Source organism: Dyadobacter sp. CY351 (genome assembly GCF_021502625.1).
Taxonomy (GTDB): domain Bacteria; phylum Bacteroidota; class Bacteroidia; order Cytophagales; family Spirosomataceae; genus Dyadobacter; species Dyadobacter chenhuakuii.
In genome coordinates, this window is the sequence record NZ_JAKFFU010000004.1 from 193,081 (window position 1) to 212,476 (window position 19,396).

The 19,396-nt window shown below is 45.9% G+C and carries 12 protein-coding genes; 3 read left to right on the top strand and 9 right to left on the bottom strand.

Annotated elements, in window-relative coordinates; genetic code table 11:
- Nucleotides 1–10 precede the first annotated feature (10 nt).
- The 3 genes from L0660_RS10025 to L0660_RS10035 all read right to left on the bottom strand — a co-directional run bounded on the left by L0660_RS10025 (nucleotide 11) and on the right by L0660_RS10035 (nucleotide 8,116).
- On the bottom strand, nucleotides 11–3,166 hold the full coding sequence (locus L0660_RS10025) for a SusC/RagA family TonB-linked outer membrane protein (RefSeq protein ID WP_235159357.1): 3,156 nt from the start codon (nucleotides 3,164–3,166) through the stop codon (nucleotides 11–13).
- A 235-nt stretch (nucleotides 3,167–3,401) separates the two neighbouring features.
- Nucleotides 3,402–4,865: a SusD/RagB family nutrient-binding outer membrane lipoprotein gene (locus L0660_RS10030; protein WP_235159358.1), complete on the bottom strand. Its 1,464-nt coding sequence runs from the start codon at nucleotides 4,863–4,865 to the stop codon at nucleotides 3,402–3,404.
- An 8-nt stretch (nucleotides 4,866–4,873) separates the two neighbouring features.
- On the bottom strand, nucleotides 4,874–8,116 hold the full coding sequence (locus L0660_RS10035; protein ID WP_235159359.1) for a SusC/RagA family TonB-linked outer membrane protein: 3,243 nt from the start codon (nucleotides 8,114–8,116) through the stop codon (nucleotides 4,874–4,876).
- Nucleotides 8,117–8,581: 465 nt separating this feature from the next.
- Here L0660_RS10035 and L0660_RS10040 point away from each other — a divergent pair, with 465 nt between their 5' ends.
- Entirely contained in the window at nucleotides 8,582–9,910 is a 1,329-nt protein-coding gene (locus tag L0660_RS10040) for an amidohydrolase (RefSeq protein ID WP_235159360.1), read from the top strand.
- Nucleotides 9,911–9,915: 5 nt separating this feature from the next.
- Here the strand turns inward: L0660_RS10040 and L0660_RS10045 are convergent, their stop codons facing one another.
- From L0660_RS10045 to L0660_RS10070, 6 genes are all read right to left on the bottom strand, one after another.
- Nucleotides 9,916–10,716, bottom strand: coding sequence for an SDR family oxidoreductase (locus L0660_RS10045; RefSeq protein ID WP_235159361.1), 801 nt, complete (start codon nucleotides 10,714–10,716; stop codon nucleotides 9,916–9,918).
- A gap of 6 nt (nucleotides 10,717–10,722) precedes the next feature.
- Entirely contained in the window at nucleotides 10,723–11,649 is a 927-nt protein-coding gene (locus tag L0660_RS10050) for an LD-carboxypeptidase (protein ID WP_235159362.1), read from the bottom strand.
- A gap of 40 nt (nucleotides 11,650–11,689) precedes the next feature.
- Complete coding sequence (locus L0660_RS10055) at nucleotides 11,690–12,016, bottom strand: DUF721 domain-containing protein (RefSeq protein ID WP_026628268.1); 327 nt, start codon at nucleotides 12,014–12,016, stop codon at nucleotides 11,690–11,692.
- 38 nt (nucleotides 12,017–12,054) lie between these two features.
- A complete protein-coding gene (locus L0660_RS10060) occupies nucleotides 12,055–15,066 on the bottom strand; it encodes a glycoside hydrolase family 3 N-terminal domain-containing protein (protein ID WP_235159363.1) in 3,012 nt (1,003 codons plus the stop codon).
- 98 nt (nucleotides 15,067–15,164) lie between these two features.
- On the bottom strand, nucleotides 15,165–16,352 hold the full coding sequence (chrA, locus tag L0660_RS10065) for a chromate efflux transporter (RefSeq protein ID WP_233797129.1): 1,188 nt from the start codon (nucleotides 16,350–16,352) through the stop codon (nucleotides 15,165–15,167).
- Nucleotides 16,353–16,365: 13 nt separating this feature from the next.
- Complete coding sequence (locus L0660_RS10070; protein WP_235159364.1) at nucleotides 16,366–17,322, bottom strand: isopenicillin N synthase family oxygenase; 957 nt, start codon at nucleotides 17,320–17,322, stop codon at nucleotides 16,366–16,368.
- Nucleotides 17,323–17,476: 154 nt separating this feature from the next.
- Here L0660_RS10070 and L0660_RS10075 point away from each other — a divergent pair, with 154 nt between their 5' ends.
- Both L0660_RS10075 and L0660_RS10080 read left to right on the top strand, forming a co-directional pair.
- The gene (locus L0660_RS10075) at nucleotides 17,477–18,067 is read left to right on the top strand and encodes an RNA polymerase sigma factor (RefSeq protein ID WP_235159365.1); all 591 of its coding nucleotides are present in this window, start codon (nucleotides 17,477–17,479) and stop codon (nucleotides 18,065–18,067) included.
- Between the two features lie 88 nt (nucleotides 18,068–18,155).
- Nucleotides 18,156–19,280, top strand: coding sequence for a FecR family protein (locus tag L0660_RS10080; RefSeq protein ID WP_235159366.1), 1,125 nt, complete (start codon nucleotides 18,156–18,158; stop codon nucleotides 19,278–19,280).
- The last annotated feature ends 116 nt before the right edge of the window (nucleotides 19,281–19,396 follow it).

Sequence of the window (19,396 nt, forward strand, 5' to 3'; positions counted from 1 at the left end):
ATTGTTTGAATTAGAATGTTAAGGATAATGTGCCACCGAAGTAACGCGCCGGCGGTGTTTGTCCAAGGCTGGTAAATCCTACCGCGTTGTTATCTGCACCATTGGAGCTGTACTCAGGATCGGTATAGAGGTTTGATTTTGGCGCCCATATGAAAAGGTTTCTTCCCTGAATGCTCACGCTTGCACCTTTGATCACTTTTGTTTTATCAAGCAATCCGGCTGGCAGCTCGTAGCCAATCGAAGCCTCACGCAGTTTCCAGAAACCTGCCGAGTTTGTAAAGTTCCGGCCGATATCCCTGTTTCTTGTTGCATCCGTCCAAAAGTCAGCACCACCGCTTCTTACAGCAATGTTTGTGTTTTCAACATATTCACCCTCCGCATTTTGGTATGATGAATTTGGTATTACAAAACGATCCCTATTGTACCAGCCTGTGCGAACACCTGCGCCGGAAAAGTCAAATCCACCTGAAACTGAGTTGTAGATGTAATGTCCGTTGCGGTATTCAAACAGCACGTTCAGTCTTAACTTTTTGAAGGTTATACCTCCATTTACGCCGAGGATGTGCGGCGGGTTGGTAATGCCTACATCGTGGTAAGTACCATCAGTCGAAGGATAACCCGTTTTTGGATCAACGATAATTCTTCCCTGATCATCGCGTCTGTAATCCGTTACCTGAAGAAGCGGGAAAGGAGAGCCTACTTTCGCAATAACCTTTGCCGGTGTTCCGGAAGAACCAACACTTAACTCATTTGATTGTGCAGACAAGGAAAGCACTTCATTCTGGTTGTAAGTGTAGTTGGCGCTCAGGTCAACTTTCAGGCCCGAAGCAGTTTTGATCGGGGTAATGTGCAATGTTGCTTCAATCCCTTTGTTTTCAACCTCTCCAATGTTCGTTCTTAATGATCCGAAACCCGTAGAGTTTGGAATTAAAACGGTGATGGTTTGGTCAACGGTGTTGGTTTTGTAAAAAGTAAGCCCACCACCAATGCTCCATGGACGGAATTCAAAGTCGATACCACCCTCAATTCCTGTTGTGATCTCTGGTTTCAGATTCGCGGAAACAAGCACGTTATCCTGAACAAATCCGGCACCGCTTGTATATGGATAGCCAAAAGCCTGCGAGAATGTGCTGCTCAAAGAATAAGCACCCAGGTTGTTCAATGGAATTGGGCCAAAATCTCTGTTGTTACCAAGGTTAACCTGTCCAACTTGCGAGTAACCCGCACGGAACTTCAAGCTTTCCAGGAATTCAGAATTCGAAAGTCCTGGGATCGCGTCACTAGCGATAAAGGAAATGTCCGCAGAAGGGTAGAAGAACGAGCGGTTTTCTTTCGCCAGGATCGAGCGCCAGTCATTTCTTCCGGTCACGTGCAGGTAAAGGAATTCTTTGAAACCAAGACGGGCTTCTCCATACACACCAATCTGGCGTGCTTTGTAATTTCCTTCGTTGGCGATCGGTGGGTTTAAGCTGTTACCGATGTTGTAAAGTCCGTCAATAACAAGACCATTCGCAACAACACCCATTGCCTTTGTTGCATTTTCGCGAACCGTAGTTCCAACGGCAACATTCAGATTAAAATTAGGGGTAAGATTGGTTCTGTATTCAGCCAAAAAGTCGTTTACAAACTGTGTAGTGAAACCTGCGTAATCTACAACTGAGCCAGCAATATCCGTTTTTGAGCTTCCTGAGATGCTTTTTGTGTAATCTGTGTAGGTGAATTTGCCTGTATAAACCTTACCTGACAAATTACGGCCGCTCATACCTACGCGATACGTGAATGTCAAGGGTTTCACCGGATTCCACTTCAATTCCATATTCCCTTGCAGATAGTCATTGCGCTGATCCCAGCGGTTGTTTGACAATGTAAAGTAAGGGTTCTGGTAATATTCGTTGAAATAGCCATTCGGGTTTGCGTAAGGATTGTTCTGCCAATCTTCATAATTCGTAACGTCCACTTGGCCCGGCGACATTAGAAGGTTTTCATAAGCTGCGCCTGTATTGCTGCTTTGTGCAGTACGACCTGCAATAAAGTTAGTATTAAACGATGCCGTCAGATTTTTGTAGATATGACGAACAACGTTTGCACGCACGCTGTAACGCTTGTATTTGTCGTAAGGAACAGTTGATTTTTGGTCAAAATACTGTGCTGACAAGTAGAATGTGCCTTTTTCATCACCAGATGTAACGCTTAAATCTGTTTGATTTGCAACGCCTGTATTCCAGAAATCCTCGCGGAAATTTTTGGTTGAATAAGGAACTCTCTGAATGGAACCATCTTGCAACGGCTTACCAATGTCTACCATTGAACCGTCGTATGCAGGACCATATTGCTGGTTTTCGTAAGGTGTGTAAGAAGGGACATCATCAGGCGTTGTTCCGGATCCGAATCCGTTTTGCAACTGCGGAAGGAAACTTACTTTTTCCAATGTAGTCGTGTTCGAAATTTTGAACTGCGTTACACCCGATTTTCCTTTTTTAGTAGTTACAATAAGGGCACCATTGGAAGCATCGGATCCATATAGTGCGGCTGCGCCTGCACCATTCAGGACCTGAATGTCTTCAATGTCTTCCGGGTTAAGATTGCCAAGAATATCATTGGTTGAAATAATGTTGTCAATTACCACAAGTGCCTGGTTATTACCGGTTAACGAACGGTTTCCGCGAAGTACCAGACGATAATTCGGGTTGACCCCGCTGCTTACGCCCATTACCAGCAATCCCGGAACACGTCCTGCAAGGCTGGCCGCGACGCTGATAGGCTTGCCCTGCACAATGTCCTGCGCTTTTACCGTTGTAGACTGGTTTCCGAGCTCGCGGCGTTGCGCCGTAAGACCGCCGGCAGTAATTACGACTTCATTCAGCGCCAGTTCATCCAGTGCCAAAACAACATCCAGTGTTCCGGATGCAGGTGCTTTCAGTTCCTGGTTTAGGAAGCCGACAAAAGAAAAGATGAGTGTTTGACCCGGGCGCGCATTAATGCTGTATTCGCCTTTATCATTGGATAGTGTTCCGGTACTAGTTCCGGCAATTCTGATTGATACGCCGGGAAGAAGTGACCCGTCGTCCTTGGAAGTAACCGTCCCGGTCACCTCCCTGCTTTGGGCGAAAGCCTGACTGCAGAGCAGCAGCAACCCTCCCAAGAAGAGTAGTAGATTTCGTTTCATTAAGTTAGGTTTGTTATAAAAAAATGCTTGTGTAAAAATAATTATTGTTTAGACAATTGCAACCAATAACAACCCTTTTCTAGATTAAAATTTGTTCGTAAAGCGGTTTTTACTGAGAAAATTTTACAAATAGTATAATGTCCAGAATTTTAGGCATGTTTGCGGCTTATCTTGGCATTAAGGCATAAAAAAAGGGGACAAAATGTCCCCTTTTTAATCGACGTCAATAAGTTAATTAGAACTTATCCCACCATAATTTAGTCGTTACAAGGTCACCACCGATTGCTGTTGCAGCCGACTCGCGGTTTGCACCATTCAGCGTTTGCTCGTTGATCGGGTAGATCATTCTTACAGGGATAGCAAGGCCGGCAGGGGCGTTACCACCTGTTGGAGGAAGTAATTTTGGATAATCCAATCTTCTCCATTCAACCCATGATTCCCATCCTCTGTTGTACAATGCAAGCCATTTCTGGAAACCGATCTTTTCTTTCCAGTTAGTAGCAGCGGTTGCGTAAGCTACTTTTGGTTGTGCAAGAAATGCAGTTGTTGCAGCTGTAATTTCCGCAGCAGGAGTGCCGATGTTATCCAACCAGTATTCGATAGAAGCGCCAACACCTTTGTTATAATGTGTTGCAGCAGAACCTGTAATGAAGCCTCTTTCAACAGCCTCAGCCAGCAATAGTTCAACTTCCGCATAATCCAGCAATATTCCTTCCAGATCCGGCTCGATAATGTTGTCACCTACGTGAGAGAAAGCGGAATATGTGTTAGAAAAACCATAAGCTCCACCTACATATTCACCATCTTCGTTAGGAGTGAAAAACGCAGGAAGTCTTGGGTCTTTCAGTTCTTTCAAAGGATTCACTAGTGTAGCAGAAGCTACGAAATCCTGACGGCTTGAATACAACGGGTTCAGGTTTTGAGCAATCACGTTGTAGTTAGGAGGCGTGCTGATGTATGGGAATGCAGCGTTGTCGTTGTTTGACGTAAAAACATTCGGAGCAGCTTGTGCAACCAGTGTTTTCGCTTTTGCAGGATCGCTGTCCGCAATGATCATTGCCAGTTTCAGTTTCAATGAATTGCCAAACTTAGCCCACTGAGCTTTGTTTCCTTCATAAAGCAGGTCGCCATCGCTAAATGGTGTACCCGGTGCAGTGAATTTTGGAATAGCAACGTCCAGACGAGCCAGCAAATCATCATATACTGTTTTTGCATCATCATACTTAGGCAACACATTATCCGGGTTCAAAGACTCCGTGTAAGGAATGTTGCCGAAAGTGTTCACAAGTGCAGCCCAGGCCATCACTTCTACAACCTCGATCTGTGCCAATTGCACGTCTCTGTTTGCAGGAAGGATGAATTCGTCAGCATTCAGCAATCTGCGTGCTTCGTTCAAGTCCGAAATTACACCTTTGTAAAGTCCTTGCCAGAAAGCCTGAGGAACTGTACGCGCTGTTACATTGTAACGAGGCTCATCCAGATAAGTGGTTGTTGCCCACTGCTGTACGTATAAGCGATAGTTATTTACGTTTACGTTAGGGCTGGTAAGTGTATCAGCAAGCCCTTTCAGAGCATTAGAGAACAAAGTTACCGGTGGCACCTCCGAAGGGCGCTTCTGGTCGACATTGTAGTCGTCCAAGCTGTCGACACAGGCGGTCATCAGCAGGATCGGGAGAAAGAAAATGATTAATCTTTTCATACTATATTTTAGAAACGGAATTTAACATTGAAACCATAACTTCTTACAGCTGGATATGCACCACTCTGGTATCCACCAGCACCATTCAGCAAGCCTGAGCCCAAGCCTTCTTCCGGATCCTGATAGTCCATATTTTTGCTGATAATCCAAAGGTTACGTCCGATTACAGAAACGTCGATTCCTTTGAAAGCGCGTAGTTTGGAAACGAATTCTTGTGGAATAGAGTAAGTCAACGCAACTTCTCTCAGTTTAATGTAGCTCGCATCGTAGATGTACATGGCACGCGGAGGGTTGGTTGGGTAACCATATGCTGTATTGCCATTACCATCTGAGTTTTCAGCTCTGATATCGTTAGGCGTTCCATCAGCTTTTACACCTGGGAACAATACACCACCTGGCTTGTCTGTAAGGCCCAGCTTGTTTCCTTTTGCGTCGTAGTTGTAAGCAGGATCTCTTTTAGGATTGCCAAGCTCGTTCAAGCCAGCTGTGTTAGGATAAAGACCTGTTCCTTCTCCATACCACTGATCCAGTGACCAAACATCTCCACCGTGACGAATGTCAAGCAGGAAGCTCAGTGACAACGATTTGAATTTCAAGTTGTTGCTAAGACCACCGATCCAGTCTGGATTAGGGTTACCAATGATTTCAGCAGAACTTGCAGTTGCCTGGTAAGTACCGTTTGAGCGAACCACTTTCTGGCCGTTGTCTTTGTGGTAAACAAAGTTTGTACCACGGATGATACCAAATGGCTGTCCCACAGCAGCATTAAGGGAAACTCCACCTTGCAAGCTGGCAACAGGTACGTTTTCTACACCTTCGTACAAGCTAACAACCTCGTTTCTGTTACGTGCAAAGTTTGCGCTCACCGTCCATGAGAAGTCAGGAGTTTTAACAGGCGTTACATAAGCAGAGATTTCGATACCCTTGTTCTGTACTTCTCCTGAGTTGATATACTTGAAAGCAAATCCTGTCGCAGATGAAACAGATACAGGAAGAACCTGATCAAGTGTTTGTGAACGGTAGTAGGTAAAGTTGAAACCTACGCGATCATTCAGGAATGCTGTTTCCAATCCGAATTCATAGCTTTTTGTACGCTCTGATTTCAGGTTAGGATTGTTTTTCGTGTTACGCAATGTAAAGTATGGAGTGGATCCGATACCGGTTGGTTTGTCATAAACATCCAAAACACTTCCCCAAGGAGCATCATTACCAACTTCCGCGTAGTTAGCGCTCAACTTACCCATTGTCAACCAGTCGAATTTGAAACCTGGCAGGTTAGAGAAGTTGAAGTTGGCTCCTACCGCTGGGTAGAAGTAAGTGTTGTTGTCTTTCGGAAGCGTAGAAGATTTGTCTTGTCTTGCTGTAAGGTCAAGGTTAACAAGATCTTTGTAGCCAAAAGAAGCCTGTGCGTAGATACCATCCACACCAATGCGCTGATAAGTTTCAGAAGGAGCTTCGATCGCGTTGATAGAGTTAAGCAGGGAGTAAAGTCCCGGCACAACCATACCACCATTCGTTTTAGCTCTTAACGCGTTCAACTTGGATCTGCGCATGCTTCCACCCGCCAAACCAGAGAAGTTGATATCCTTCGTAATTGCTTTGCGGAAATTAACGATTACATCCAGGTTGGTTTCGTTGAAACCTCTGTTATAGCGGCTGTATTCCGCAGGGCTTGAACTGTTGAATGCGATTCTTTCCTCCTGGAAATCCTGTGTTCCGTTGTAAGCGAAACGACCTGTGATGTCAACCCACGGCGCCAGTTTGTAAATAGCCTGTGCGTATCCGAAGAAGTTGTCACGTGTATCGTTCGAGTAGTTCTGGTAGCGGGAGTAGTATGGGTTTTCAGAGTAGATAGGGCCGTTTGTATCAAATGGTCTTGTTGGGCTTGCCCAGTTCCACGTTACATTCTGCTCATTTCTGAAATACGCGTCTTTTTGCTCCAGAAGGTCAACGTTTGTTTGGAACCACTGTCTGAACTGCTGGTTAGGGTTTTTACCATCATAACCTGTTCCGTAGCGACCAAGACCTTTGATCTGCGAGTAGTTAGCGTTTGCCTGAACCGTCAGTTTTTTAGTCAGGTCGAAGCTTGCTGAGAAGTTGAAAAGGTTTTTGCCCAACTTACTGTTTGGAAGCACACCTTTCTCATCATTTCTTGTATAACCAACTTTGAAAGTTGTGTTATCACCTCCACCAGTGATGCTTACGCTTTGGTTGGAGTTTACACCTGTTTCATAAAATGCGTCCGGTCCGTTTGCAGCAGCAACCCATGGCGTCATTTTCTGGTAGTTTGGTGAGCTAGGGTCAAGTGCATCCCACTGATAAACCATCACGCTAGGATCAAACTTGGGACCGAAAGAAGCATCCGCATCAAACAATGTGATGTTTCCTTCTCCTGAACCCAGGTTACCACGGTAAAAACGCGTTTTTGCACGGTCCCCGTCATATCCCGCACCATATTCTTTCTGATACTTCACAAAAGTTGTTTTGTCGATCTTACCCCAGGTAACACCGCTGTTCACAACTACGTCGAAGCTGTTTTTACGTCCTTGTTTGGTTGTGATCAAAATCACCCCGTTGGATGCGCGTGAACCGTACAATGCAGTTGCAGCAGCACCTTTCAAAACGTTTACAGAAGCAATGTTGTCAGGGTTGATATCCGCTGCGGCGTTACCGTAGTCAGTTCCTGCACGTCCTGTTTGCTGATCGGAAGTGTTTGTGTTGGCATTGGAAACGGGCACACCGTCGATAACCCAAAGAGCCTGGTTATTACCGGTAATGGACTTAAAACCACGGATAACCGCGCTGGTCGATCCACCCATGTTATTGTTTGTTTTAATGTCCAAACCAGCCACTTTACCGGCCAGTGCGTTCATTACGCTTGGGTTACGCGCCTGCGTGATTTGCTCAGCGTTAACCTGCTGCGCTGCGTACACCAGTTCATTTCTTTTTCTTTCCTGGCCTAATGCCGTTACAACCACTTCTTGCAACTGGCTTACATCATTCTTAAGCGAAACATTAATGGTTGTCTGACTTCCCACAGCGGCTTCCTGAGTCTGAAAACCGATAAAGCTAAATACCAGCGTCGAATTCGATTCAGCATTGATCGAGAATTCTCCTTGGGCATTGGTGGTAGTACCGCGATTAGTACCTTTCAAAGAAATGTTCACACCTGGCAGTGCGGAGCCATCTTCGGCGCTGACTTTACCAGTCACGGCGCGATCCTGGGCGAATACCTGTGCCGTCAATAGCATCAAGCATCCCAGTAGGGTTAATAGAGTCTTCCTCATACGTGTTAAAAGAGTTAGAATTGTTATGTTAACATAATGTTGCAAAAATAATTATTAGTTTAACCATTACAACCTTTTAATTGCAATTTTTCAAAATAAACTTTGGTGTCCACTGTGTTTTTGACAAATATTATACCTGGAATAGCACATTTTTTGCCATTTTTTAAATGTTTGATTTATGTGAAAAACCAGTTACTATTATATATTTGTTAACAATATGGTGCTTTTATTAACTTTTTCGTATCATTACCGGTCAGCAGTTTTAAGATTAATAAATAGCAAACTAATTTGACGCTAGGGTTATACGTTTGTCTTAACAAGAATAAATCTAAATTATTTATTTTTAGAATTTATTCGTTCCAAGCCGTTAACTAAATTCTTTTTATTTTGGATTATTCTAATAATTGAAAATATCTCAACCTTTCATTTATGCTAAGAACACTACTTTCCATCGCACTTATCATCGCTGTTCTGCAAGCCCATGCGCAGTCCAATTTATCGGCCTCTATCGACCAGAAGGCACAATCGCTGGAAAAAAAGCTGGTGGAATGGCGCCGGGATTTTCACGAAAATCCGGAGCTGGGCAACCGGGAGTTTAAAACCGCTGAGAAAGTCGCAAACCACTTGAAACAATTAGGCATAGAAGTGACGACTGGCATAGCCCATACGGGTGTTGTGGGGCTTCTGAAAGGTGGAAAACCAGGTCCTGTGGTAGCATTGCGGGCGGATATGGACGGACTGCCTGTCACCGAGCGTGTGGATGTGCCATTCAAATCGAAGGTTATGGTCGATTACAATGGCCAGAAAACAGGCGTCATGCACGCATGCGGGCATGATACACACGTGGCGATCCTGATGGGTGTTGCCGAAGTGCTAGCCGGGATGAAAAATGACATTCCAGGGACGATCAAATTTATATTTCAGCCAGCCGAAGAAGGCGCGCCGGAAGGCGAGGAGGGTGGTGCCAAGTTGATGGTTAAAGAGGGTGTTCTTGACAATCCGGCCGTTGAAGCGATCTTCGGGCTTCACATTGATGCGCTGATAGAAGTTGGTAAAATCGCTTACAAGCCGGGAGCAACCATGGCGGCGGTTGATTTTTTCAGCATTGATGTAACAGGAAAGCAAACACACGGTGCCTATCCATGGTCCGGCATAGATCCGATCGTTACTTCTTCGCAGATCATCATGGGTTTGCAGACGATTGTAAGCCGCAACCTCAATCTAACGCAGGCACCCGCCGTAGTAACTGTTGGCGCGGTCAATGGTGGCATCCGACAGAATATTATTCCGGAAAGTGTCAAAATGATCGGCACGGTCCGCACGTTCGACGAAGGTATGCATACGTATGTGCACAAGCGGATGAATGAGATTGCAACCAACATTGCAGAAAGTGCAGGCGCAACGGCCAAGGTGAACATTAATGTCATGTATCCGGTCACATTCAATAACGAGGCATTGACTGCGAAAATGATCGGGACTTTGGAAAATGTAGCCGGAAAAAGCAATGTGAACTTAATCCCAGCCAAAACCGGCGCAGAAGATTTCTCCTATTTTCAGCAAAAAGTCCCCGGATTCTTCTTCTTCCTGGGCGGTATGCCGAAGGGAAAGGCCGTAGAGCAAGCTGCGCCGCACCATACGCCCGACTTTTATGTGGATGAGAGCAGTCTTGTATTAGGAGTTCGCTCGCTAAGCCGCTTGGCAACAGATTATTTGCAAATGGCCAAATCAAGTGATGTTAAGAAAGGAAAAAGCAAGTAAACACCTTATTCCGGAATGTTCTTGCGGACCTGACCAAAAAGCAGATTTGGTAAAAAACGCTTTAAATAAATAGCGGCCACTTCTTTGAAACCGCCGATATAGATTTCCTTTTTATCCTTTTTAACTGCATCGAGAATTCTGCGTGCACATTCTTCTGCGGGAATTCCTTTCGCCTGATTGGAATCCATTTTGCCGAATTTACTACCCGAAGCATCCATCGCATTCAGCGAAATATTGGTGCGGATATAGCCCGGGCAAACCGTCGTTACTTTAATGTTATCACTATAACCCTCAGCCCTGAGCGAATCGTAAAAGCCATGTAATGCATGTTTGGCAGCATTATAACCCGATCTCATAATCGTACCTATTTTCCCGGCAACGCTACTGATCACAATGAAATGCCCGCTTTTTTGCCTGATCATATAAGGCAAAACGGCCTTAGTCAGGGCCACCGTACTAAAAAAGTTCACATTCATCAGTTTCTGATAAACATCCAGCGCCGTATCGTTGACATAGGAACGCTGGCTAACCCCTGCATTGTGAACCATTACGTCAATCCGTCCGAAATGCGCAATTACTTGTTCAGCTGCGCCTTGCGCCTTGTCGAACTGGGTTACGTCCATGGGTAGCACCAGAACGGATGTTTCTGGTAGGCCTGTTATTTCTTTCACCCTCCGGAGCTCGTCTTCGCGCCTTGCCGTGAGCACAAGCCTGGCGCCTTCTTTTGCAAATGCAAGCGCCATAGCCTCTCCGATTCCTGACGATGCGCCCGTTATCCAGACAACCTTATTATTAAATGTATCCATGAATGATCAGAATGCGGAATTTTCGAATTGGAAGGAAACTCCCTCACTTGTGACATTGAGAACAGCCTCCATACCAACGCCCATCGCACGATTATCGCCGACATGACCCACAGGGAAATTGAAACAAACCGGATAATCGAACCCAGCAATGTGTTCGTGAATGATTTCGTAATATGTTTTACCGAATGTCGGATTCGTATTGTCCTTCATATCAGTGAATTGCCCGACAATTAAGCCAGCTAATTTATCAAATTTACCAGCCCGTTTCATCTGGATCATCATGCGGTCCAGGTTGTAGAGATATTCGTTAATGTCTTCAATAAAGAGGATTTTTCCATCCGTATTTACATCGGTTTGCGAGCCGATCAAATGCGCCAAAATGCACAGATTGCCACCGACAACCTGCCCGTTAGCGATTCCTTCTTGATTTAAAGGATGGGTATCAATCTTATAATGAGGCATTTCGCCGAACAGCATTTGCCGGAGTGACTCTTTCGCCAATTCCGCCCCGTCCGTCGTAATAGACTTGCCCATGGGCGCATGCAGGCTCGCATAACCCAGGTCAAATATCTGGGAAAGGATCACAGTCAGGTCACTGAATCCCACAACCCATTTCGGATTTTTAAGAAATTGATCAAAATTAAGCTGATCCACGATCCGGGAGCAGCCATAACCGCCACGGGCAGCAATCACAGCCTTAATAGAAGGATCATCCAGCATCGCCTGCAAATCGGCAAGACGCACGGCATCCGGGGCAGAAAACTGGTTCGAAGCCGTTTTTAAAGTCTCTCCTTCCACCACTTCAAGCCCCCATTCGTCTCGAAAAACAGCGATCCCCGGCAAAAGGTCATCATAATTCAAAACACTAGCCGGCGCCACAATGCCAATCTTATCACCGGATTTGAGGAAAGGAGGGAGGTTGATTTTGTTCATTAACTTATTGAATGCTATGTAACTGACACAATGTCTTGCCCTATATAAACACAACCTCTTCCAGCAACTCCGAGCCCATCTCCCGGTTGATGAGTTCGATGATTTTTCCTTTGGCGCGGAAGAGTTCGTTGCGTAACGGTGCAGATTCTATTTGTAGGAAAAGCGTTTTTTCTTTGATGTAAACGGTTTTTGTACGGGTTGCGATTGCAGAACCCATGATCTTTTCCCAATGTGCAACGACGTACGATTGATCAAACCGGTTCCGTAAACGATACTTTTCCAGCATTTGGTCAATGGCATCTTTCAGCGGCGTGACGCCGGGTCGCCGCGAAGCTTTTTCTTTGTCAAACCGATACTGCATGGCCATAATGAATCAATGTTGGATCCTGCAAATGTAGGAAGTTCTCAGAGCCCGGCGGTCGTTACGGGGTTTACTTTTTTCAGCAATTCCTCGTAAACCACGTCCATAATGGCCGTGCGAATGTTGAGTTGCGAAATTTTATTATTCTCTCTTGTTGGGTAAACGCGGTTCGAAAGAAACACATAATTCAGCTTCCACGCAGGATCCGCCCAGGTCATAATGCCCGTGTAACCCGTATGCCCGAAGCTGGACGGACTCGCATATTTAGGTGCATTGCCGGTGTATTTAAACGAAGGCTTATCAAACCCAATCCCGCGGCGACTGCCCATTTCAGGATATTGGTAACGCGTAAACTCAACCAGCGCATCCTTGCTCAAAAGCTGCTGACCGCCGTAATAACCCTGCTGCAAATACATTTGCCAAACTTTCATCACATCATTGGCATCCCCAAACAACCCCGCATGTCCGCTCAAACCGCCTAACATGGCCGCCGCTTCGTCATGAACCTGGCCATGCAATTGCGTCATTCTGAAAAACGTATCGCGTTCCGTCTCTACAATGTCCTGCAACTTGTAAAAACGCTTTGGATTGAATGTCAATGTGTTCGCACCCAGCTTATGGTAATAGTGGTTTTTGAGGTAATCTTCAAAATTCTCGCCTGAAAGTCTTTTTACAATTTGAGGATAAAGAATAAACGAAAGATCGCTGTATACATAGCCTTCCTTCTCATTCAGAGGAGAATTGCGAATGGCTTCGAAAATCTTTTTGTCGTAGTTCTTGAAGATAAAGAGGCTGTCGCCAACTACCGAAGTCGGATATTTTTTTGACTGTTTTGTGCTGAATGTCTTCTTTTTCCAGGATCCATCCGCATTCTGAGCTTCTTTCCAAAGGACGATAAATGCCTTTAAACGAGCACTATGCGTCAATACGCGGCGCCATTGCAGGTCTGCTTTGTTGGAGCCTTCAAAATCGGGCAGGTAATCCTTCATTGTCGCATCCAGATCAAACTTTTTAGCGTCCCAAAGGCTCATCAGGGCCAATGTGGAAGCTGTGATCTTCGTCACGGAAGCGAGGTCATAAAGGTCAGTCAGTTTCACATTCGCATTGCCTTCGTAAGTATGTTTTCCATAAGCTTTTCTGAAAAACACTTTCCCGTCCTTTGCCAACTGCACCACGCAGCCTGGCGTTGCTTTCTGCGTAACCGCCAGATTTGCAATGGAGTCTATTTTGAATGTAATGATCTCAGAATCAAGTCCGAGTTCTTCCGGGATTGTGTATTTCAATCGGCCAATGGCAGGAGTTTCAATGCCTGCATTATAAGGAAATTGTGCATTTACGGTAACAGGCAATTTTCCCTGGGCGGGGATGGCTCCAAAGATCAGTTGTGCAGAAAGATCCTGTGTGTAAGGGGTTAATTGATAGGCCATTAACAACGCACGCGCATTCTCGAGCTTTTGTATTTTGTTTAAAGAATAAGGGTTGCCGAAAATGGACACAACTGCCTTGTCAGAAGCAATCAGCTCCTGCAAAACGGCACTCATTTGCTCTGTTAGCCCATAATTAGTCCGTGGCGAAATGCTACCCAAATGCACGCCTACCAATAACAAGTTGAATGCTTTCAATTTTTCCCGCAATTCGGTTATCTGCGCCTCAGTTGCTTTGGCCGGAACCTGAAAGTGCTCGACGGTTGTGTACAAGCCCAATGTCTTCTGGAATGTTGTAATGGTGTCGGCGCCTAAGGATATGGAAGCGATTTTCAACGTGTCCAGGTCGCGCAGGGGCAATAAATCTTTGTCGTTTTTGAGGACGGTTAATGCTTTTTCGGTCAAAAGGCGGTTTGTCAGTTCGGCAGCTTTTGGGTTCAGGTCTTTGTATAAATTGTTGAGATCAACCGGCTTATAATGGTTCAGGCCGGCCCATGCCTTGGCTTGCAGCACTTTTTTGCAGCGCGCATCAATTTCCGCCTGCGTTATTTTTCCTTCCGCAATGCTTTTCTTGATCTCAGCGATTGACTTCGAAACATCCTCCGTAAATTCCAGCAAGTCCATTCCTGATTCAAGGCCCATAGCATCCGCGCGACCATTCGGGAAATACTTGGTGACGCCTTTCATATTCATAGCATCAGAATAGATCAGGCCATCGAACCCAAGCTGTTTTCTCAAAAGATCAGAAACGATTGGTTTTGAAAGGGTTGAAGGAAGGTTTTTGGTCGTATCAAGCGCCGGAATGCTCAAATGTGCGATCATCATCCCGCTAATGCCATTCGCGATCAGCGCTTTGAAAGGATATAGTTCGAGAGAATCAAGCCGGGTTGTGTTATGCGAAATTAATGGAAGATCATAATGCGAATCTACGCCCGTGTCACCGTGTCCGGGGAAATGCTTGGCGCTGGTCAGCAAGCCGTTATCCTGCATTCCCTTCATATAAGCCACGGCTTTATCTGCGACTTTGTATTTGTTTTCTCCAAAAGACCGGAAGCTGATCACCGGGTTATCGGGATTGTTGTTAACATCGGCAACGGGCGCAAAATTAATGTGCATACCCAGGCGCCGAGCTTGTTTGGCGAGCTGTGCGCCCATCTCATAAATCAGATCATTACTACCCTGGATTGCGCCCAATGTCATTTGATAAGGATAGCGCACCGTGCTGTCAATCCGCATAGCAAGTCCGAATTCCGCATCCATTGCAATCAGCAAAGGCACTTTTGAAATCGACTGATAATAATTCGTCAGCTGCGCCTGGGGAACCGGCCCGCCTTGAAAGAATACGATCCCACCCACCTTATTTTCCCGGATCAGCTTCTCCACCACAGCCGGATTACTAGTTTTAGGATCAATAACAGCCCGTTTTACATCCGAAACCGCCGCCACCATAATCAGCTGCGCAATCCGCTCATCCGGCGTAAGCGTAGCAAAAACCGAATCCACCCACTGCCGCGAAGCATTGGTTTGATTTTGATTCAAAAATGTGGGGGAAGCAGCAATTTGTGCCTGGGAATTAGCACTGCAAATGATTAGTGAGAAAAGGGAAACGAGCAGAAAGGCGATTTTTTTCATGAATTGGGACAGAATAGGAATCAGCTTCCAAAGTTTGGAAAACCAATTGACTAATCCAATGGAAACTATTGTCTAGCTAAATGTTTGGCGAACGCATCTTAAAACACCAACCCCAACACCAGCCCTGCGACGATAATTACATATGACGGCACCTTTGAAAAAGTCAGGACTAAAATTGTGGCGATGACGGTTAGCATTGGTTGAGTGCTGCTCATCATGGGTTGGAAAAGGGAGATGGCGGCTGCGATGGTGAGGCCGCAACTGGCGGCGTGGATGCCTTCGAGCGAGGCCCGGATGCCGCGGTAACGTTTGAGCTGGTCCCAGAATGGGTAGGCGAAAAAGATGAAGAATGTGCCTGGAAGGAAAATCCCGGCTGTTGCAACGAAACCGCCAACAATCTGTCCGGTAATGCCTGCTGATTGCAGCGAAATGCTTCCGACAAATGTGGCAATGGAAAAAACAGGTCCCGGCACGACCTGGGTAAGCGCCATTCCGGCCAGAAATTCCTGATCGGTGAGATAATGCTTGAATTCTACAAACTCGTTATACAGGATCGGGACAAGCACTTGCCCGCCGCCGAAAACCAGGCTGCCGTTCCGGTAAAAGTTTTCAAAAAGCCGCACAGGAAGAGAATTCGTGACCTTACCCACAATCGCAGCCGCGATCAGGACCGAGATCCAGAAAATAATGGGCCGCCAAAGAATGCGGATCGGGCCGCGCTCCATTTTCTCGTGTTTCTTGAAATTGAGGGAAGCCGCAACGCCGCCGCTGACAATGAGCACGGGCGTCATGTAAGGGGACGGATACATGTAGGCCAGAATCGTGGCAATTACCAGAAACGACCAGCCTTGTGTATTATGAATGACTTTTTTGGCAATGGACGACGCGCCATACATTAAAAAAGCTACCGCCATCGGCCCTACGAACTTCGTGAATTGCAGAGAAATCGAGTTGCGTTCCAGATAATGTATGCCGATTGCCGCCAGCGTCATCAGGATCATAGCTGGCAGCGACCAGACGATAAGTGTTAGATAAGCAAGCGGTTGTCCACCGATTTTCAGTCCGATGGCCGTAACAGTCTGCGTGGAGCTGGGACCTGGTAAAACCGAGCATAATGCCTGTAATTCAAGCAGTTCCTCTTCAGTAATGTATCTTCTTTTCCGCACCAGCCGCTCAATCATCATCATCAAATGCACCTGCGGGCCTCCAAATGCCGTCACGGACAGCAAGAGGATGTCCGTCAGGTAAATGATGTAGCGAAAGCGGCGGATAGGAGGGTGGGCCAAGGGTTTTTGTAGGTTATTTTTTTAAACCCAGTTCTCTCAATCGTTCATCCAAAAATTCACCCGCTGTCATATTGGTATACAGTTTAGGGAATTCCTGCGAAACACAACTATCCAGACTTGTGAGATCCATATCGGCCCGAGGATGCATAAAAAACGGGATGGAATAACGCGAAGTGCCCATTTTCTCACGTGGCGGATTCACGACCCGGTGAATGGTCGATTTCAATTTATGATTGGTAAGCCTGTCCAGCATATCACCCACATTGACCACGATCTGATCCGGAAGGGCGGTGATGGGAATCCATTCTCCGTCGCGGCGAAGCACTTCCAGGCCTTCTGCGCTGGCGCCCATTAGTAATGTAATGAGGTTAATGTCGCCGTGAGCCGCAGCACGCACGGCTCCTTCGGGCACGAGTTCGGGGTTTGGGATTGGGAAATAATGTAAGGCCCGCAGCAGGCTGTCGCCATTTCTGACCTTGTCTTCAAAATAATCCTCAGGCAGATTGAGATAAATAGCGATGGCGCGTAGCAGCATTTTCCCCGCATTCTCAAATGTCCGGTAAACTTCTAATGTATGTTTTTCAAATTCAGGAAGTTCGGCAGGAAAAACATTGGAGGGCATGCTGCCAATGGGATCGGGCTGGCCAATGTGGTAAAATTCTTTCAAATCGGCCACTTTGAAACCCTTAGCAGTCTCTTTTCCTTTTCCTATATATCCGCGCTGACCGAAGAGCTCGGCAAACTCATATTTTTTCTTGACCTCATCAGGAAGCGAGAAGAACGCCTTCACGGTTTCGTAAAGTTCATTCCGCAGGGAGTCACTGAGTCCGTGGTTTTTTATTGCTACAAATCCAATGTTGTTGAACGCTTCACCCAGGTCTGCTACAAACTGCTTTTTCTGTTCGGAATTTCCTGAGGTAAAATCGGCCAAATCCAGCGATGGGACTTGATTTAATAATGCTGGTTCCATAAAATACTTTTTTGGTGCAAAGTAAAAACTATCCGCAGACTTGCCAAGTGATCTCACAGCATGAACTGGAAAACGTATACAGCAGGGAATGTTTTTTATATATACATTACACCTTTGTTCAATATTTTCAGACTTGCATTTTTGACATTCTGGTATGACAGACATTGATCCGGGAAATGACCTTTGGGAGCGATTTATTTCCGGGAGTTCTTCGGCATTCAGCGAGCTTTACGATGCCTATACAGACGTTCTGTATAAGTTCGGAATGCGATATTCGGCTGACAGTGATCTTGTTAAAGATTGTATCCACGATCTTTTCATAGACCTGCACAGCTATCGCGGAAGTCTGGCGAAGGAGGTTAATGTGAAATTTTATTTACTAAAATCATTTCGGAGAAAACTGCACGCCGCGCACCGGAAATCGAGCTTGCTGAACTTCAACAGCTGGCAGGCAGAGGAAACGTTCGGCATTAATGCATTTGCATTCAGTGCTGAACATGAGATCATTGTGGATGAAAAACAGCGTGAAATGCTGGATCATCTGGCGTTGGAAATTAATCAACTCCCCGAGCGGCAACGGGAAATCCTGTATTTACGCTTCAATCAGGACCTGGATTATGAGGAGATCGCTTCCATGATGCAAATTTCTGTTCCTACCTGCCGGACCTTCATTTACCGGGCGCTCAAACAGCTTCGCGGCAAGCTGGAATTCAGCTCCATTGCCCTGTTTTTGTACTGGGTATAAAATATTTTCTTCTTTTTGTTAAAATAATCCTTTTTCGGAGTCTATATGACGTCGAAAGTCTTCTCTTGTATGTCAAACAAGTTCTTAAATGAAAAGAAGATTACGAAAGCACCAGGATTTGCACGAATCTGAATCGGCCGGACTGACGGAAGAGGAGCAAAAAATTCTTGCTAATACAAAGATTTTGATGCATTCCCTGCGGGAGGAAGCATTGTCTGTTGCCGAAAAAGAAGCATTGCGGATGCGCGTTCAGGAAACAATCGCACAAAAAAGCGAGCGGCCCGTCCGCAGCATATGGCTGGCAGTTGCAGCATCTCTGGCCTTATTAATGGTAGTAGGCGCAGGTTTCCTGCTCATGCAAAAAAATACAGGATCGGCGATGGAAGAAGTGGCTTCCAAAATCCAAGCTGACACAGAAGAAACGCGCTTGCAGCTCGCGGACAAGCGGATTATTCATCTTTCCGAACAGAATTCAGACCTGATCTATGAGCAAAACGGTTCTCGAATCCAGATCGACTCGTCGTCCGTGGTGGAACAGCAAGTGGCTGAATCCGAAGAAGAATTCAACACATTAACGGTCCCTTACGGTAAAAGGTCGACCATTACGCTCATCGACGGCAGCAAAATCTGGCTCAATTCCGGTTCACGCCTCGTTTATCCAGCTCAGTTTGACAGCGACACAAGGGAGGTTTACCTCGAAGGTCAGGCCTATTTTTCCGTTTCGCACGCAGCCGAAAAGCCATTTTATGTGCATACCAAGAACATCAAAGTGCAGGTTCTCGGAACCGAGTTTGACGTGAGTGCTTATGACGATGACCAGCAGACAGCAGCCGTGCTCGTCAAAGGAAGCATTGAGCTGACGGCCAATCAAAAATCTTTATTCAACACGAAAAACAAAAAGCTCACACCCGGGACGATGGCTGTTTACAATGCGGCAACGGATGATCTGCAAACGGCGGGCGTGGATGTTGAGCCTTACATTTCCTGGAAAGAGGGCTATCTGATTTTCAGAAAAGCACCGCTTAGGGACATCCTCAAAAAGCTTTCGCGCTATTATAAGGCCGATATTTCGCTGGGCAGCGCAGAGGCAAAGCACGTTACATTCTCGGGAACACTGGATTTGCAGGATGATCTGGCCATGGTTCTGGACGTTATATCCGTATCCACATCACTTAAATATCAGCAAACAGAAAGGAGGTTTATATTCAGGTAAAGCATTATGAGAACAACAAAAACGGAAGACGCGGCAACGTCTTCCGATAGTCACACTTGCCGGCAAGCAAGTGATTTTTAAACCATTGTATCAACAAAAGTCGTATCAAATTTATG

What these genes read in the sequence shown, in the direction of transcription:
- L0660_RS10025 (WP_235159357.1), bottom strand. Translation starts at nt 3,166, where the DNA reads ATGAAACGAAATCTACTACTCTTCTTGGGAGGGTTGCTGCTGCTCTGC.
- L0660_RS10030 (WP_235159358.1), bottom strand. Translation starts at nt 4,865, where the DNA reads ATGAAAAGATTAATCATTTTCTTTCTCCCGATCCTGCTGATGACCGCC.
- L0660_RS10035 (WP_235159359.1), bottom strand. Translation starts at nt 8,116, where the DNA reads ATGCTATTGACGGCACAGGTATTCGCCCAGGATCGCGCCGTGACTGGT.
- L0660_RS10040 (WP_235159360.1), top strand. Translation starts at nt 8,582, where the DNA reads ATGCTAAGAACACTACTTTCCATCGCACTTATCATCGCTGTTCTGCAA.
- L0660_RS10045 (WP_235159361.1), bottom strand. Translation starts at nt 10,716, where the DNA reads ATGGATACATTTAATAATAAGGTTGTCTGGATAACGGGCGCATCGTCA.
- L0660_RS10050 (WP_235159362.1), bottom strand. Translation starts at nt 11,649, where the DNA reads ATGAACAAAATCAACCTCCCTCCTTTCCTCAAATCCGGTGATAAGATT.
- L0660_RS10055 (WP_026628268.1), bottom strand. Translation starts at nt 12,016, where the DNA reads ATGGCCATGCAGTATCGGTTTGACAAAGAAAAAGCTTCGCGGCGACCC.
- L0660_RS10060 (WP_235159363.1), bottom strand. Translation starts at nt 15,066, where the DNA reads ATGAAAAAAATCGCCTTTCTGCTCGTTTCCCTTTTCTCACTAATCATT.
- L0660_RS10070 (WP_235159364.1), bottom strand. Translation starts at nt 17,322, where the DNA reads ATGGAACCAGCATTATTAAATCAAGTCCCATCGCTGGATTTGGCCGAT.
- L0660_RS10075 (WP_235159365.1), top strand. Translation starts at nt 17,477, where the DNA reads ATGACAGACATTGATCCGGGAAATGACCTTTGGGAGCGATTTATTTCC.
- L0660_RS10080 (WP_235159366.1), top strand. Translation starts at nt 18,156, where the DNA reads ATGAAAAGAAGATTACGAAAGCACCAGGATTTGCACGAATCTGAATCG.